The 15,172-nt window shown below is 68.1% G+C and carries 15 protein-coding genes and 1 riboswitch; of the genes, 8 read left to right on the forward strand and 7 right to left on the reverse strand.

Annotated elements, in window-relative coordinates; translation table 11 throughout:
* Window positions 1-239: 239 nt before the first annotated feature.
* The 3 genes from IB269_RS08640 (at window position 240) to IB269_RS08650 (ending at window position 3,985) form a co-directional block, all read left to right on the forward strand.
* The gene (locus IB269_RS08640) at window positions 240-1,436 is read left to right on the forward strand and encodes an acyl-CoA dehydrogenase (RefSeq protein ID WP_034391229.1); all 1,197 of its coding nucleotides are present in this window, start codon (window positions 240-242) and stop codon (window positions 1,434-1,436) included.
* A gap of 189 nt (window positions 1,437-1,625) precedes the next feature.
* Entirely contained in the window at window positions 1,626-2,873 is a 1,248-nt protein-coding gene (locus IB269_RS08645) for a CaiB/BaiF CoA transferase family protein (RefSeq protein ID WP_013803646.1), read from the forward strand.
* Window positions 2,874-3,010: 137 nt separating this feature from the next.
* On the forward strand, window positions 3,011-3,985 hold the full coding sequence (locus IB269_RS08650) for a tripartite tricarboxylate transporter substrate binding protein BugE (RefSeq protein ID WP_012204128.1): 975 nt from the start codon (window positions 3,011-3,013) through the stop codon (window positions 3,983-3,985).
* A gap of 46 nt (window positions 3,986-4,031) precedes the next feature.
* Here IB269_RS08650 and IB269_RS08655 read toward each other — a convergent pair whose 3' ends face one another.
* Window positions 4,032-4,910, reverse strand: coding sequence for a LysR family transcriptional regulator (locus tag IB269_RS08655; RefSeq protein WP_192366956.1), 879 nt, complete (start codon window positions 4,908-4,910; stop codon window positions 4,032-4,034).
* A gap of 117 nt (window positions 4,911-5,027) precedes the next feature.
* Between IB269_RS08655 and IB269_RS08660 the strand changes: the two genes are divergently transcribed.
* Together IB269_RS08660 and IB269_RS08665 are read left to right on the forward strand one after the other, a co-directional pair.
* A complete protein-coding gene (locus IB269_RS08660; RefSeq protein ID WP_012204126.1) occupies window positions 5,028-5,489 on the forward strand; it encodes a nucleoside deaminase in 462 nt (153 codons plus the stop codon).
* Between the two features lie 4 nt (window positions 5,490-5,493).
* A complete protein-coding gene (locus tag IB269_RS08665; protein WP_192366957.1) occupies window positions 5,494-6,729 on the forward strand; it encodes a cyanate transporter in 1,236 nt (411 codons plus the stop codon).
* Window positions 6,730-6,735: 6 nt separating this feature from the next.
* On the opposite strand, the gene IB269_RS08670 is transcribed toward IB269_RS08665, so the two are convergent.
* The 3 genes from IB269_RS08670 to IB269_RS08680 form a co-directional block, all read right to left on the reverse strand.
* Window positions 6,736-7,959: a sugar transporter gene (locus IB269_RS08670; protein ID WP_192366958.1), complete on the reverse strand. Its 1,224-nt coding sequence runs from the start codon at window positions 7,957-7,959 to the stop codon at window positions 6,736-6,738.
* A 100-nt stretch (window positions 7,960-8,059) separates the two neighbouring features.
* Complete coding sequence (locus IB269_RS08675; RefSeq protein ID WP_012204123.1) at window positions 8,060-8,449, reverse strand: VOC family protein; 390 nt, start codon at window positions 8,447-8,449, stop codon at window positions 8,060-8,062.
* 79 nt (window positions 8,450-8,528) lie between these two features.
* Window positions 8,529-9,182, reverse strand: coding sequence for an NAD(P)-dependent oxidoreductase (locus IB269_RS08680; RefSeq protein ID WP_192366959.1), 654 nt, complete (start codon window positions 9,180-9,182; stop codon window positions 8,529-8,531).
* A gap of 123 nt (window positions 9,183-9,305) precedes the next feature.
* On the opposite strand from IB269_RS08680, the gene IB269_RS08685 reads away from it, so the two are divergent.
* Window positions 9,306-10,241, forward strand: coding sequence for a LysR family transcriptional regulator (locus IB269_RS08685; protein WP_192366960.1), 936 nt, complete (start codon window positions 9,306-9,308; stop codon window positions 10,239-10,241).
* Between the two features lie 68 nt (window positions 10,242-10,309).
* On the opposite strand, the gene IB269_RS08690 is transcribed toward IB269_RS08685, so the two are convergent.
* Together IB269_RS08690 and IB269_RS08695 are read right to left on the reverse strand one after the other, a co-directional pair.
* Entirely contained in the window at window positions 10,310-11,440 is a 1,131-nt protein-coding gene (locus tag IB269_RS08690) for a branched-chain amino acid ABC transporter substrate-binding protein (protein ID WP_013803650.1), read from the reverse strand.
* Window positions 11,441-11,615: 175 nt separating this feature from the next.
* Window positions 11,616-12,158, reverse strand: a complete 543-nt coding sequence (locus IB269_RS08695; protein WP_192366961.1) for a 6,7-dimethyl-8-ribityllumazine synthase — start codon at window positions 12,156-12,158, stop codon at window positions 11,616-11,618.
* Window positions 12,159-12,267: 109 nt separating this feature from the next.
* Window positions 12,268-12,436: riboswitch (FMN riboswitch) on the reverse strand.
* A gap of 278 nt (window positions 12,437-12,714) precedes the next feature.
* Between IB269_RS08695 and IB269_RS08700 the strand changes: the two genes are divergently transcribed.
* Both IB269_RS08700 and IB269_RS08705 read left to right on the forward strand, forming a co-directional pair.
* Window positions 12,715-13,359, forward strand: coding sequence for a hypothetical protein (locus IB269_RS08700; RefSeq protein WP_099734371.1), 645 nt, complete (start codon window positions 12,715-12,717; stop codon window positions 13,357-13,359).
* Window positions 13,360-13,455: 96 nt separating this feature from the next.
* Entirely contained in the window at window positions 13,456-14,127 is a 672-nt protein-coding gene (locus tag IB269_RS08705) for a DUF4124 domain-containing protein (protein ID WP_192366962.1), read from the forward strand.
* Window position 14,128: 1 nt separating this feature from the next.
* Here the strand turns inward: IB269_RS08705 and IB269_RS08710 are convergent, their stop codons facing one another.
* Window positions 14,129-15,148, reverse strand: a complete 1,020-nt coding sequence (locus tag IB269_RS08710; RefSeq protein ID WP_192366963.1) for an SDR family oxidoreductase — start codon at window positions 15,146-15,148, stop codon at window positions 14,129-14,131.
* Window positions 15,149-15,172 lie beyond the last annotated feature (24 nt).

A 15,172-nucleotide genomic window follows, 5' to 3' on the forward strand; every position in this document is an offset into this window, starting at 1 on the left:
TCTCATGAATTCAATGCACTTCAGAGCCTCACATCATAGGGAATAACCCGCAACAACCCATTCATACATGCGTTTTACGCATTCATGGATGAACAAACATCGTTTGCGCCGGGCCCAGGCCCGCTTCTAAGATGCAGCGCAACAACGCTACACGGCGGTGGCCTGCCCGGCACCGCGTTGACACCGCACGTGGCAGCGGCTCCCGCCCTTGACCTCTTTGTTTTTGGAGATACGACACCATGGCCCGCAACAGCTTCCAATGGGATGACCCCTTCCAGCTCGACCAGCAACTGAGCGAAGACGAGCGCATGATCCGCGACGCGGCCCATGCCTACTGCCAGGAGAAGCTGGCCCCCCGCGTGCTGGAAATGTTCCGCCACGAAAAGTCCGACGTGAGCATCTTCCGCGAGATGGGCGAGCTGGGCCTGCTGGGCCCCACCATCCCCACGCAGTACGGCGGCGCGGGCCTGAACTATGTCAGCTACGGCCTGGTGGCGCGCGAGATCGAGCGCGTGGACTCGGGCTACCGCTCCATGGCCAGCGTGCAAAGCTCGCTGGTGATGGTGCCCATCAATGAATTCGGCACCGAAGACCAGAAGAACAGGTACCTGCCCAAGCTGGCCAGCGGCGAGTTCATCGGCTGCTTCGGCCTGACGGAACCCGACCACGGCTCCGACCCCGGCAGCATGTCCAGCCGCGCCTACAAGGTGGACGGCGGCTACCGCCTCAAGGGCAACAAGATGTGGATCACCAACAGCCCCGTGGCCGACGTGTTCGTGGTCTGGGCCAAGGAAGTGACCGAGGACGGCCATGTGGGCGAGATCCGCGGCTTCATCCTGGACAAGGGCATGAAGGGCCTGTCGGCCCCGGCCATCCACGGCAAGGTGGGCCTGCGCGCCTCCATCACGGGCGAGATCGTGATGGACGATGTCTTCGTTCCCGAGGAAAACGCCTTCCCCGAGGTGCGCGGCCTCAAGGGCCCCTTCACCTGCCTGAACAGCGCACGCTTCGGCATCGCCTGGGGCGCCCTGGGCGCAGCCGAGTTCTGCTGGCACACGGCGCGCCAGTACACGCTGGACCGCAAGCAGTTCGGCCGCCCCCTGGCTGCCAACCAGCTGATCCAGAAGAAGCTGGCCGACATGCAGACCGAGATCACCCTGGGCCTGCAGGCCGCGCTGCGCGTGGGCCGCATGAAGGACGAGCACCAGAACGTGATCGAGATCACCTCGCTGATCAAGCGCAACAACTGCGGCAAGTCGCTGGACATTGCCCGCATGGCGCGCGACATGATGGGAGGCAACGGCATCAGCGACGAGTTCGGCGTGGCCCGCCACCTGGTCAACCTGGAAGTGGTCAACACCTACGAGGGCACGCACGATGTGCATGCGCTGATCCTGGGCCGTGCCCAGACCGGCATCGCAGCTTTTGCCAACTGACCCCCTGAGGCGCTTCGCGCCTTCCCCCTTCTCGCTTCGCGGAGGGGGACGACGTCCTCGCCGCGAGGCGGCTCTTGCTCGGCGTCTCTCGCTTGGGCAGCGTCCGTCTCGCACGCTATGGGGGATGGAAGCTCAAGCACTCAGCTGAACTACCAGCGGCATCGGGCGCGCTCATATTTCTTCCCTCTCATGTCCTCCACATCCTCCGCGCCGGCCGCATTGGCTGGTATCAAGGTGCTTGATCTTTCCCGCGTGCTGGCCGGGCCCTGGTGCACGCAGACGCTGGCCGACCTGGGTGCCGATGTGATCAAGGTCGAGCGGCCCGTGGCCGGCGATGACACGCGCCACTGGGGGCCTCCGTTCCTGCCGCGCGACGATGGGCAGGCCACGCAGGAGGCCAGTTATTTCACGGCCTGCAACCGCAACAAGCGCTCGGTCACCATCGACATGTCCACCCCCGATGGGCAGCAGCTGATTCGCCAGATGGCGGCCGGCGCCGATGTGCTGGTGGAGAACTTCAAGGTCGGTGGCCTGGCGCAGTACGGGCTGGACTACGAAAGCCTCAAGGCGCTCAACCCGCGCCTGATCTATTGCTCGGTCACGGGTTTCGGCCAGACCGGCCCGTATGCCGAGCGCGCGGGCTACGACCTCATGGTGCAGGCCATGTGCGGGCTGATGAGCATCACCGGCCATGCCGACGAGGCGCCCGGAGGCGGCCCGCTCAAGGTGGGCGTGGCCGTGATCGACGTCTTCACGGGCCTGTATGCCAGCAATGCCATCCTGGCCGCGCTGCATGCGCGCCAGGCCTCGGGCCGGGGCCAGCACATCGACATGGCCCTGCTCGACGTGGGCATGGCCGTGCTGGCCAACCAGGCCGCCGGCTTTCTGGCCACGGGCGAATCGCCGGGCCGTGCCGGCAACATCCACCCCAGCCTGGCGCCCTACCAGGACTTCGCCACGGCCAACGGCAACGTGCTGCTGGCCATTGGCAATGACGGGCAGTTCGCGCGCTTTTGCGCCGCCGTCGGCGAAGCCGGCTGGGCGCAGGACGAGCGCTTTGCCACCAACACCGCCCGTGTGCGCAATCGCCAGGCGCTGCTGGAGCGGATGGTGCCCCTCATGAAGACACGCGGCACGGCCGAATGGATTGCGCTGCTGGAAGACAAGGCCGTGCCCTGCGGCCCCATCAACACCATCGCCCAGGCCTTCGATGACCCGCAGGTGCGCGCACGCGGCATACGCGTCGAGCTGCCGCGCGAGGCCGGCGACGGCATCTCACGCATCGCCGGCGTGGCCAGCCCCATGCGGCTGAGCGATACCCCGCCCGTGCTGCGCAGCGCACCGCCCTCCCTGGGCCAGCACACCGATGAAGTCCTGGGCGAGCTGGGCATTGCGCCCATGGCCATCCAGGCGCTGCGCTCGCGCGGCGTGGTCTGATCGCCAGCGCCGCGCAACACCGCCTCCACATTTTTCAGCCCAAGCACCGCCATACGAATGTCCTAAAGAATCACGCCCTCCCACCCGTCGGTGCCTCACAACAAACGTCCACAACATCCATTCAAGGAGACAACACCATGACTCACACCTCCCGCATCGCGCTCGCCGGCATCCTCGGCGCCCTCGCGCTTTCGGGCGCAGCCCATGCCCAGGGCTACCCCACCAAGCCCATCAAGCTGCTCGTGCCTTTCGCGGCCGGCGGCACCACCGACCTGATCGCGCGCATCGTCGCCGAGCCGCTGGGCCGTGCCCTGGGCCAGCCCGTGGTGGTCGAGAACAAGGGCGGCGGCGGCGGCAGCATCGGCGCGGCCGAGACGGCGCGCTCCCAGCCCGATGGCTACAGCCTGGGCATCGCCACCGTGTCCACCACGGCCACCAATCCGGCGATCAACCCCAAGATCCCGTACAACGTGCTGACCGACTTCACGCCCATCGTGAACATCGCGGCCACGCCCAACATCATTGCGGCCAACCCCAAGTTCGCGGGCAAGAACTACCAGGAGTTCCTGGCCGAGGTGAAGAAGAACCCCGGCAAGTACTCCTACGCCTCGCCCGGCAACGGCAGCATCACCCATCTGATGATGGAAATGTTCAAGCTGTCCACGGGCACCGACATCACCCACGTGCCCTACCGTGGCAGCGGCCCCGCGCTGAACGACGCCGTGGCCGGCCAGGTTCCGCTGATCTTCGACAACCTGCCCTCCGCCCTGGGCTTCGTCAAGGAAAAGCGCCTGGTGCCCATCGTGGTGGCCGCGCCCCAGCGCCTGGCCGCCCTGCCCGATGTGCCCACCTTCAAGGAAGTGGGCCTGGCCCCCGTCAACCGCATGGCGTACTACGGCATCGTCGGCCCCAAGAACCTGCCGCGCGACATCGTGGACAAGGTCAACGCCGCCACGCGCAAGGTGCTGCAGGACCCGGCCATCAAGAAGCGCATCGAGGAAACCGGCTCGCTGATCGTGGCTGACACGCCCGAGCATTTCTTTGAAGAGATCAAGGCCGAACTGGCGGTCTACAAGGACGTGGTGCAAAAGCAGAACCTGACGATGGATTGAGCCTGCGCGTCACCCACCGACCATCCCCGCCACGGCGGGGTTTTTTTCAGGCCTCGCCAGCGGCAGGCGACAGCAACGCCTCACACACCTCGCACAGGCGCTCGGCCAGACGCCGGCCCGGCGCCGACAACTGGGCGCGCACGTGCAGTGCCACTTCCACATCAGGCACGGGGGCGAAGCCGGCCATGCCGTCGAGCAGGCGGTGGCCGGGCCCGACCAGCCTGCGCGGCAACAGGCTGATGCCCAGGCCCTGCTCCACGGCGGCTTCCAGGCTGGCCAGGCTGGCGCTCACATAGGCCAGGCGCCAGCGCCGGCCGGCGGCATCCAGCGCATGCGTCATCTCGCTGCGGTACAGGCCGCCCTGCGGAAACACCACCAGGGGCAAGGGATCCATCCCGTGGCAGGGATGCCGCGCACTGTCTATCCAGGCCAGCGGTTCGGGCCAGCGTGCCATGCCGGGCGTGCTGCCGTTGCGCTGCTTGACGATGGCCAGGTCCAGCTCGCCGGCCTGCAGTTGCTGCCATATCGCCTGCGACAGCCCGCTGGTCAGCTCCAGGCGCAACTGCGGCTGGCTGCGCGCCAGCGCGCCCAAGGCGGGCATCAAGGCATTGCCGGCAAAGTCCTCGGGTACGCCGATGCGCAGCACGGCTTCGGTGGCGCCAGCCAACTGCTCCACGGCCTCGTCCATGAGGGCCAGGATGCGTTGCGCATAGGCCAGCAGGCGCTCTCCTTCCAGCGTGCATTCCACATGGCGCCCGCTGCGGTCCAGCAGCGTGCAGCCCATTTGCTCCTCCAGCCTGCGGATCTGCTGGCTGACCGTGGACTGGGTCAGGTGCACGCCCTGCGCCGCACGCGTGAAGCTGCCGGTTTCGGCCACAGCGCAGAAGCTGCGCAGCAGGGTGGGGTCTATGGAAGAGGGTTGCATGGGACGTGGACGGATTTCAGTGGCTTTGTCACTGCCTGGCATTTGATCATTTAATTTTCCAATTGATGCCCCCCGTCCTAGACTGCGGCCTCAGTTCCCGATTGCCCAGCCATCCCCATGCAAGAACAAGAACACATCCGCCTGCTGCGCCATGCCGTGCAGCTGGCGCACGACAACCGCCTGCGGGGCGGCCGGCCCTTCGGCGCCCTGCTCGCGCGCGAGGGGCAGATCCTGTCCACGGGCGTCAACGAGATCGTGCAAAGCCATGATCCCAGCGCCCATGCCGAAATGCAGGCGCTGCGCGCAGGCACGCGCGCCCAGGCCAACCCCAGCCTGGCTGGCTGCACCATCTACGCCAGCGGCCACCCCTGCCCCATGTGCCTGGCGGCGCTGGTGATGGCCGGAGCCGAGCAGGTTTTCTTCGCCTTCGACAACGCGGACGCCCAGCCTTACGGCCTGTCCAGCGAAGGCGCCTACCAGCGGCTGCGCATGCCGCTGCAGCCGCCACCGCTGCCCCTGACGCGGCTGGACACGGGCATCACGGCGGCCCAGCTGTATGGCAACGCCCCCTGGGCCTGAAGCCATGTCGTCCATTGCGCCCACACGCACCGAGGCGCCTGCCGCAGCGCACGCCATTCCAACGGCGCTGTGGCTGGCCACCGTGGTCCTGGTCACGCTGAACCTGCGCCCGTTTCTCACGGCCATCGGCCCGCTGGGCCCGCAGATACAGTCCGCCACCGGCATGGATCTGTCCACGCTGTCCTGGCTGACGCTGCTGCCCATGGCGTTGATGGGCGTGGGCGCCTGGCTGGCCCCGGCCGCGCTGCGGCGCCTGGGTCCGCGCCGCGCCGTGGTCGGGTCCTTGGCGGTGATTGCGCTGGGCTGCGCGCTGCGCGTGGCGGGCTCCAGTGCGGCCACCCTGCTGGCCACGGCCGCGCTGTGCGGCGCTGGCGTGGCCCTGGTGCAAGGCGTGCTGCCGGGCCTGATCAAGCGCCAGTCGCCCGCACGCATGGCCCAGATGATGGGGCTGTACTCGGCCGCGCTCATGGGCGGAGGGGCGCTCGGTGCCCAGATTTCGCCGCTGGCCGTGCAATGGGGACTGGACTGGCGCTTTGCGCTGGCGCTCTGGACTGCGCCCGCCCTGCTGGCCCTGGTGTTGGCGCGGCATGCGCTGAGCACATTGCCGGGTCCGGCGCCCATGGCAGCCCATGCCTCGCAAGACACCGGCTGGCTGCGCCAGCGCCCGCGCACCTGGCTGCTGATGGCCTGCTTCGGCCTCATCAATGGCGGCTATGCGGCCATGGTGGCCTGGCTTGCGCCCTTCTACCAGACGCACGGCTGGAGCCCCGCGCAAAGCGGCGGCCTGGTCGCCCTGCTTTCGGTGGCCCAGGCCAGCGCCGCGCTGGGACTGCCCGTGCTGGCTTCGCGCCATGCCGACCGGCGGCCGTGGCTGGGGTTCACGCTGCTGTGCCAGATCATCGGCCTGGCCGCCCTGGCCTGGTGGCCTGATGCGGCGCCGCTGCTCAACATCGTCATCCTCGGCATCGGCCTGGGTGGCTGCTTCGCGCTGATGATGGTGGTGGCGCTGGACCATCTTCCCCACCCCACGCAGGCCGGTGCGCTCAACGCGCTGATGCAGGGCGGCGGCTTTCTGATTGCGGCGCTGGCGCCCTATGTGATCGCCCGGCTGCACCAGTTCACGGGCGGATTCGGCGCCGGCTGGCTGGCACAGCTGGGCGCCGTGCTCATGGTCTGCGTGCTGGTGTCACGCCTGGCACCGCAGCGCTACGCCCAGGCCATGCGGGCACCCGGCGACTGACCCGCTTCAGTGCGCGGCCTGGAAGCCGGCCGACCAGCGCATGAAGGCCCAGATGCACCAGGCCAGGCCCAGCGCCACCAGGCCGCCGCCGATCCAGCCGATGTTCTGCATGCCCGCGTGCATGCTGACCTGGCTGCCCAGCAGCGCACCGCCGCCAATGCCGATGTTGAAGATGCCCGAGAACATGGACATGCCCACGTCGGTGGCGTCGGCCGCCAGCTTGAGCACCTGGGACTGCATGGCCAGGGCGAAGCAGATCATGGCGACACCCCAGACCGAGCTCATCACGTAGAGCGATGCCTCATGGCCCGAGGCCGGCACCAGCATCAGCAGGCTGGCCGACAGCACGCCAATGGCGGCCAGCAGAAAGCCGCGCGGATGGCGCAGCCCCCACCAGCTGAACATCACGCTGCCCACGATGCCCATGCCGCCGTACAGCAGCAGCACGGCCGTGGTGACCTTGCCCTCGAAGCCCGCGATGTCCTGCACGAAGGGCTCGATATAGCTGTAGGCCGTGAACTGCCCGGTGATCACGACCACCAGCAGGATGTAGATGGACAGCAGCGCCGGGCGGCGCAGCAGCATGGGCACGCTGGCCAGGTTGCCCGCGTTCTCGCTGGGCAGGCGCGGCAGCAGCCGGGCCAGGGCCACCATGACGATGGCGGCCACCCCGCCCACGGCCAGGAACGTCGTGCGCCAGCCCAGCCATTCGCCCACGATGCGGCCCAGCGGAATGCCCAGCACCATGGCCATGGAGGTACCGGTGGCCAGCAGGCTCAGCGCCACGGCCTTCCTGCCGGGCGGCGCCACACGCACGGCCAGCGAGGCGGTGATGGACCAGAACACCGCGTGCGACAGCGCAATGCCGATGCGACTGACCATCAGCGAGGCAAAGCTCCAGGCCACGCCCGACAGCACATGGCTGGCCACGAACAGCGCGAACACGCCCATCAGCAGCTTGCGCCGCTCCACATTGCGCGTGAGCAGCATGAAGGGCAGCGAGGCCAGGGCCACGATCCAGGCATAGATGGTCAGCATCAGCCCGACCTGCTCGGTGGGCATGCCAAAGCTCGCACCAATGCTGCTGAGCAGGCCCACGGGCACGAACTCGGTGGTATTGAAGACGAAGGCGCCCAGCGCCAGCGCGATCACGCTGAGCCAGGCCTGGGCGGCCGTGGGTGTGGATGACGCGGAAACGGAGCCGGCCGCAGCGGAGACGGAAGGGGGCATGGGGAACGTGGGGCCTTTTTTGTTGCAGCGCAATATTGTGCTGCGCCATGCGACCGCCTGATGTCAGCTGCCTCGCAGGCCCCAGTGCCGCCAGGGAGACTCAGGCCGGAGGCAGGTGGCAGACGGCCTCGATGTTGTGGCCGTCGGGGTCGAGCACGAAGGCCGCGTAATAGTCGTCGTGGTAGTGCGGTCGCAGGCCGGGCTCGCCGTTGCAGCGCCCGCCTGCCGCCAGGGCCGCCGCATGGAAGTCGTCGACCATGTGGCGGTTGTCCACGCGGAAGGCCACATGGATGGGAGGCTGATTGGGCGTGCCCCCGCTGATCCAGAAATCGGGCTTGGGCGGCTCGCCGAAGCCCGCAGTGTCCGTATGGCCCGTGACTTCGGCAGAAAGCTCCATGAGGATTTCATAGCCCAGCGGCGCCAGGGCGCGTGCATAGAAATCCTTGCTGCGCTCGAAATCCGATACGAGGATTCCCGTGTGGTCGATCATGGCTGTGCTCCTGCCTGTTCATGACGGACACCAGCATGCCATGGAGACCGCTGCGGCACCAGTGGACGGGCGCAGGTGTTCAGTAAGCGACGGTGAAACGCTGGCGCAGGTGCAGGTCCTTGTCCAGCGCGTCGACCAGGGCCACGGCCAGGTCCGCTGCCGAAATCGTGCCGGGCTGGCCATCGGCCTGCATCAGCGGCTCATCCTTGCCCGTGCGGTATTGGCCTGTGCGTTCGCCATGGTCGCCCAGGTGCAGGGCAATGGGCGGGCTCAGCATCGTCCAGTCCAGGCCCTGCTCCTTTTGCAGATCGTTGAGGGCATCGCGGGCAGCCGAGGCGCCGGGCTTGATGGCGGCCGGGAACTCGGGCGTGTCCACCAGTTGCTTGCCGGGTGCGATGTAGAGGCTGCCTGCGCCGCCGACCACCAGGTAGCGCTTGATGCCGGCCGCCTTGGTGCCCGCCACGATGGCGCGCGAGCCGCGCATGAAGTCCTCATAGATGTCGGGATTGCCCCAGCCCGCGTTGTAGGCGCTGACCACGGCGTCCGCGCCCGCCACGGCGCGCTGCACGGCGGCGGCGTCCAGTACATCGGCCTGCACGGCCTGCAGCCGCGGCTGGGCCGCCAGCTTGGCGGGGTCGCGCACCAGGGCCACGACCTCATGGCCGCGCTGCAGAAGCTCCTTCAATACCGCCGAACCCACAAAGCCGGTTGCGCCAATCAATGCCACTTTCATCTTCGGTCCTTTATGGCGCCAGGGCGCCTGTTCACGATGGCATTGAGATTACGCCGTTCACAATGCATGCGGTAGACGGCAATTTTTACCAAGACCTTGAAGTGCAGCTTCACAATACAGCCCATGGATGACTACAAACGCATGGCCGTTTTCGCCGCCGTGGTGCAGCACGGCTCCATGAGCGCCGCCGCGCGTGCCCTGGGCATGAGCCCCTCGGCCGTGAGCCAGCAGGTGCGCCAGCTCGAACGCAATGGCGGCGTCACCCTGCTGCACCGCTCCACCCGGCAGATCGCGCTGACCGACACCGGCGAGCGCTACTACCAGCAGTGCGCCGCCATGGCCCAGGCCGCCAGCCAGGCGCGGGCCGAGCTGGCGGCCGCGCGCGACGAGCCCGGCGGCGAGCTGCGCCTGTCAGCCACCGTGGGCTTTGCCCGCCACATCGCGCCGGCCCTGGGCCACTGGCTGGCCCGGCACCCCGCACTGCGCCTGCACCTGGATGTGGACGACGCGCCCATCGACCTCATACAAAGCCGCATCGACCTGGCCTTGCGCTTCGGCCGGCTGGCCGATTCCGGCTGGGCCGCCCGGCGCCTGGGCGCCATGCGCAACTGGCTGTGCGCCTCGCCCGCATGGATACAGGCCCAGGGTGGTAGCGGTGCCTGGCGCCACCCGGCACCGCTGGCCAGCATGCGCTGGCTGGGCCTGGCGCGCGAGGGCCAGGGCCAGGCCCTGCGTGCCGAGGCGCGCCACCCTGACACGGGCGAGACCTACAGCCTGCAGGTGCTGCCGCATGTGGCCAGCAACAACCAGCTGTCCATCCAGCAGATGTGCGAGGCGGGCCTTGGCCTGGCCCTGCTGGGCAGCATGGACGTGGCCGACACGGTGGCCGAAGGCCGCCTGGTGCGCCTGCTGCCCGACTGGGACTTCGGCGGCCTCGACATCTGGGCTGTCACCCCGCAGCGCCAGGCCCAGCCCGCCAAGGTGCGCCAGGCCATCGCTGCCTTGCAGGCCTATCTGGCCCGGTTGCCGGGCGTGGTCGATGCGCCGGCCGCAGCCTGAGGGTCATGGACAGCGCACGAAAAAAAGCCCGCACGGGGCGGGCATGAAAACGAAGGAGGGACGCTCGCTCAGTCGAGGGCTGTCTTCTGGCCGTTCTTGAACACGCTCAGCGTGTACGAGGGGTTCTTCATCTCGCCGTTCTTCTCGAAGGCGATCTTCGAGGTCACGCCCGAGTAGTCGGCCTTCTGCAGGAAGGGAATGTAGACCTTGGGGTCCCAGGAGTTGGCGCGCTTCATGGCATCGGCCAGCATCATGGTGGCGTCGTAGAAGTACGGGCTGTAGACCTGGAACTGGCCGGGGTACTTGGCGTCGTAGCGCTTTTTCCATTCCGTGCCGCCGGGCATCTTGGCCAGCGAGGCGCCGCCATCGGCGCAGATCACGTTGTCCAGCGGCTTGGCACCGGCCGCCACCTTGGCCAGCTCGGGCACGCACAGGCCGTCGCCGCCGAAGTACTTGGCATCGTTCAGGCCCAGCTGGGCCATCTGGCGCAGCATGGGGCCGGCTTGGCCGTACATGCCGCCGTAGAAGATGCCATCGGGCTTCTTGGCCTTGATCGAGGTCAGGATGGCCATGAAGTCCGTGGCCTTGTCGTTCGTGAACTCCGAGGCCACGACCTTCACGCCCAGCTTTTCCGCATCCTTCTTGAACACATTGGCCAGGCCCTGGCCGTAGGCCGTGCGGTCATCGATGATGGCCACGGTCTTGAGCTTGAGCGTCTGCGCCGCGTACTTGGCCAGTGCCGCGCCCAGCGCGTTGTCATTGGCGATCACGCGGTAGGTGGTGTTCCAGCCGGGCTTGGTCAGGTCGGGGTTGGTGGCCGCGCCCGTGATCATGGGAATGCCGCAGTCCTGGAAGACCTTGGACGAGGGAATGGCCACGCCCGAGTTGAGGAAGGCCACGGCGCCCGCGACCTTGTCGTCGCACAGCTTCTGCGAAGCGGCCGTGCCCTGCTTGGGATCGGCCACATCGTCCTCGGCCACCAGCTGGAACTTGACCTTCTTGCCGGCGATCTCCATGCCCTTGGCATTGAGCTCGTCGATGGCCATGCGCACGCCGTTTTCGTTGTCCTTGCCGAAATTGGCCTGGGGACCGGACACCGGGCCGATGTGGCCGATACGGATCACCTGCTCCTGGGCCATGGCCACGCCACCCATGCCGGCCACGACGGCCGCAATACACAACTTCCGGGACATCTTCATCGCGCACTCCTCAGTTGAAACAGGCCGTCACGTTATTCCCGTCATCGCGGCTTGGCAATGCCGCGTGACGGGGCCGCGACACTCGGCACCAACTCAGTGTTTACGAGCATCCGTCCCCACCCAAAGCTGTGCTGGGTGGTGCGCCGCAACCGGCGACGCAGGCGACGCTTGCAACTCAGGCCGCGCGGGCCTGGCCCAGCGCCTGCACCTGGGCCAGCTGGTCCAGGGCCGCCAGGCAGGCATGTGCCACCTCCACGCCCTTCTTCACGAAGTGGGCGCGGAAGAACTCCACATGGTCGCCGTGCTCGTGGAAGTCGCGCGGCGTGAGCACGGCGGAGAACACGGGCATCTCGGTGTCGAGCTGCACGCGCATCAGCCCGTCGATCACGGCCGAGGACACGAACTCATGGCGATAGATACCGCCATTGACCACCAAAGCGCAGGCGATGATGGCGTCGAAGCGGCCAGTGTCGGCCAGCTTCTTGGCCAGCAGCGGGATCTCGAAGGCGCCGGGCACATTGAAGTGGCTGATGTTCTGCGCGGCCACGCCCTGGGCCTGCAGCTCGGCCGCCATGGAGTCGCGCGCCTGGTGCACGACATCGGTATGCCAGCTCGCGCAGATGACGGCCACGCGGCTGCGGCCCGCGACGGCCCTCCACGGCGTGCCCGAGGCCGTGCCGTGTGCGGAGAAATTCAAGGAGACAGGAGTCTGATTCATGGTGCTCTTTCAAGATGAGACAAATGAATCAGGGCGCGCGCCATGGCGCCGCATGGCGCGGCGCAGCCCATGGGAAAACCATGGGCATGGCGCCTGCCATGCAGGTGCTGCGCGATCTCTTTCATCCGGACTGTGACCGTCGGCTCTGGCATCTCACCAGATCTGCTGACCCCGGCCGGCCTTGCGGCTTGCCGGGCGCTCGCGGGCTCCTGGACACATGCCGAACGACAGATCCAGATACCGCCGGTGGGGAATTTCGCCCCGCCCTGAGAACGCTGCTTTGCGGCGCACGGACTGCGCACCGCCAAAGACAGAGGCCATTCTAGCCGCGCCCGCAAGCCATTGCCGCGATCGGGGCGGCAGGCGCCCTTGCGCACCACGCCTGCGCAATTCATCTGGCAACACCTACAGAATATGGGCGAATTGCTATCAAAATAGAAGCTCCGCTGTCGCCCTTGTTTCCTTGCAAGGACGACCCAGGTCAACCAATACGGCCTGTCAAACGTCATAGGAAGAGATCCAGACAGGAAACACGCCTTTGCCCGGACCCCATACCATGCCCCGTTCCAACGCCCCCACCGCGCAGTCACACCAGCAGCGTGACCTGCGCCCCCTGCGCACGCTGCGCCTGCTGGCCGGCCTTGGCCTCGCCGCCCTGGTCACCGCCTGCGCCGTGCCGCCCGATGGCTACTCGGACATGGGCTCCGGCTACCCCAGCTATCCGACCTACCCCAGCTACCCCTCTGGCGGCGGCGTCATCTACCCCTCCTATCCCACGCAGCCCGCCTATCCCGACAACGGCTGGTACGAGCGCCAGCGCCTGCAGCGTGAGCGCGATCGCCTGCAGTACGAGCGCGAGCGCATTCAGCAGGAGCGCAACCGCGACGCCTGGCGCGACCGCCAGGAACGCGAGCGTGAAATGCGCGAGCGCGACCGGGACCGGGACCGCCAGGCACAGGACCGCGACCGCCAGTTGCGCGAGCGCATGCAGGAGCAGCAGCGCCGCGAAGCCGAGCGCCAGCAGCGGGACCGCGAGCGCGATCAGGGCCAGCAGCAACGCGATCGTGAACGCCAGCAACGCGACCGGGAACAGCAGCAGCGTGACCGCGAGCAGCAGCAACGCGCCATCGAGCGCATGCAGCGCGAAAGCCAGGGCGGCGGCAACCCCTACCCCACGCAGGATCCGCGCCACTGGCGTTGAACGGCTGACCAGCGGCATGTCCAGCCCTCGGGCTCCGCACCATAATCGGCAATGCACCACATCCCTGTGCCGCTTGTGATGGGAAAGGAAACCGCCATGCACCGCACCCAAGACCTTTGCCAGCGCCGGGCGCTGGCGGCGCTTGTACCGATGCTTGCAACGCTGGTGGCGGCGCTCATCGCAGGCCCGACCTCGGCCCAGGTCATCCGCTGCACGGATGCCAAGACCGGCCGCGTCACCTACACCAACAGCAGTTGCAAGGACGGCGAGAACCGCGTGCAGGTGCAGGAAGCCCCCAGTCCCGAAGAGCTGGAACGCGAGCGCGCGCAGTCCGCCGCCGCCATAGAGCGCAAGAACCAGCAACTGGCCCGCGAAGAGGCCGAGCGCCGCACTCGTGACCAGCAGCAGGAGCGCGAGGCACGCAGCCGGCGCGAGCGCGAGAACTCGGCCCAGCGCGACGGCGGCGACTCCCCGGCCTGCCAGCAGGCGCGCCGCCGTCTGGACACCATCCTGGCCGAGGCCAATCCCGATCCCTCCACCTGGGGCCCGCGCAGCCAGGCCGCCCAGCAGCAGATGGAGATGGCCTGCCTGGGCCCCAAGGCCTATGAACAGCTGCAGCAATCGCGCGCATTGCAGCCCAATGCAATCAACCGGCCGTGGATCGTCGGGCGCCCCGTGCCGCCGCAGCCGCTGCCGCCTTCGGCGCCCATCTCGCACTGCAACGTATTCCGCTGCTACGACACCAACGGCGGCATCCATCCGCGCTGATTCACGCGCGCAGGCCCTGCTCCACGGTGGGGTAGCGCAGGCGCAGGCCCAGCTCGGCCTTCAGGCGCTGGTTGCGCAGGCGGCGTGACTCCCCCATGAAGCTCAGCAGGCTGGCCGGCAGCTCGCGCTGTGCCTGCTCGCGCGTGATGCGTGCGGGGCGCGGCAGGCCGTAGAGATCGGCCGCAAAGTCGAAATAGTCCCCCATGCGCAGCTGCGTATCGTCGCTGGCGTGGTAGATGCGCTGCGGCCGGCCGCGCCACAGCGCCCGCACGCAGGCGCGGGCCAGGTCGTCGGCATGGATGTGGTTGGTGTAGACATCCTCTGCGGCGCACAGCAGGGGCGTGCCGCGCAGCAGGCGCCCGCGCGGCGTACCGTTTTCCCGGTCCGGCGCATAGATGCCCGGGATGCGCAAAATGCTGGCGCGCAGGCCGCCGCGCCCGGCAAAGCGCACGGCACGCTCGGCGTTCACGCGGCGCTGGGCACGCGCCGTGGCCGGTGCGGGCGGGCGGCTTTCGTCGATCCAGGCGCCCTCGCAATTGCCGTAGACACCGGAGGTCGAGCCATAGACCAGGCTCGCCGGCCGGCCGCGACGGCGCAGCACGCGCAGCAAAGCCGTGGTGCGCGGGTCCAGCCACCAGCCATCTTCGCCGGCAGGCGGATTGGGTGGCGGCGCCAGGTGGACGACGCGCGTGGCCAGGCCGGCCAGACGGCGCAGCGTGGCTGGCGCGTCCAGATCGCCCAGCAGCGGCGTGATGCCGCGCCCGCGCAGATCCTGCAGGCGCTCGGCACCACGCGTCAGGGCCAGCACGCGCGGGCCCCGTCGTGCGACGCCGGAGCGTGCGCCGGGCGCGCCCGCCAATGCACCAGCCACGCGCAGCCCCACGTCGCCGCAGCCGACGATGAGCACGCGTTCGCGTCGAAAGCGCGCCGGCAGCGCGCCCAATGGGTTTTGGTTTGAGGGCAAAATCCTGGCCTGTTGCGAGGGCGGCCACCCGCGCGCCGCCGGTCGCGGCAGCGGCATGTCCGTCCGGGAAAGAAGATCGCC

It is taken from the genome of Delftia sp. DLF01 (assembly GCF_014852125.1).
GTDB classification, from domain to species: Bacteria; Pseudomonadota; Gammaproteobacteria; order Burkholderiales; family Burkholderiaceae_C; genus Comamonas; species Comamonas acidovorans.

Excerpts from the sequence above, each read along its gene's own strand:
- IB269_RS08640 (WP_034391229.1), top strand. The coding sequence starts at position 240 with ATGGCCCGCAACAGCTTCCAATGGGATGACCCCTTCCAGCTCGACCAG.
- IB269_RS08645 (WP_013803646.1), top strand. The coding sequence starts at position 1,626 with ATGTCCTCCACATCCTCCGCGCCGGCCGCATTGGCTGGTATCAAGGTG.
- IB269_RS08650 (WP_012204128.1), top strand. The coding sequence starts at position 3,011 with ATGACTCACACCTCCCGCATCGCGCTCGCCGGCATCCTCGGCGCCCTC.
- IB269_RS08655 (WP_192366956.1), bottom strand. The coding sequence starts at position 4,910 with ATGCAACCCTCTTCCATAGACCCCACCCTGCTGCGCAGCTTCTGCGCT.
- IB269_RS08660 (WP_012204126.1), top strand. The coding sequence starts at position 5,028 with ATGCAAGAACAAGAACACATCCGCCTGCTGCGCCATGCCGTGCAGCTG.
- IB269_RS08665 (WP_192366957.1), top strand. The coding sequence starts at position 5,494 with ATGTCGTCCATTGCGCCCACACGCACCGAGGCGCCTGCCGCAGCGCAC.
- IB269_RS08670 (WP_192366958.1), bottom strand. The coding sequence starts at position 7,959 with ATGCCCCCTTCCGTCTCCGCTGCGGCCGGCTCCGTTTCCGCGTCATCC.
- IB269_RS08675 (WP_012204123.1), bottom strand. The coding sequence starts at position 8,449 with ATGATCGACCACACGGGAATCCTCGTATCGGATTTCGAGCGCAGCAAG.
- IB269_RS08680 (WP_192366959.1), bottom strand. The coding sequence starts at position 9,182 with ATGAAAGTGGCATTGATTGGCGCAACCGGCTTTGTGGGTTCGGCGGTA.
- IB269_RS08685 (WP_192366960.1), top strand. The coding sequence starts at position 9,306 with ATGGATGACTACAAACGCATGGCCGTTTTCGCCGCCGTGGTGCAGCAC.
- IB269_RS08690 (WP_013803650.1), bottom strand. The coding sequence starts at position 11,440 with ATGAAGATGTCCCGGAAGTTGTGTATTGCGGCCGTCGTGGCCGGCATG.
- IB269_RS08695 (WP_192366961.1), bottom strand. The coding sequence starts at position 12,158 with ATGAATCAGACTCCTGTCTCCTTGAATTTCTCCGCACACGGCACGGCC.
- IB269_RS08700 (WP_099734371.1), top strand. The coding sequence starts at position 12,715 with ATGCCCCGTTCCAACGCCCCCACCGCGCAGTCACACCAGCAGCGTGAC.
- IB269_RS08705 (WP_192366962.1), top strand. The coding sequence starts at position 13,456 with ATGCACCGCACCCAAGACCTTTGCCAGCGCCGGGCGCTGGCGGCGCTT.
- IB269_RS08710 (WP_192366963.1), bottom strand. The coding sequence starts at position 15,148 with ATGCCGCTGCCGCGACCGGCGGCGCGCGGGTGGCCGCCCTCGCAACAG.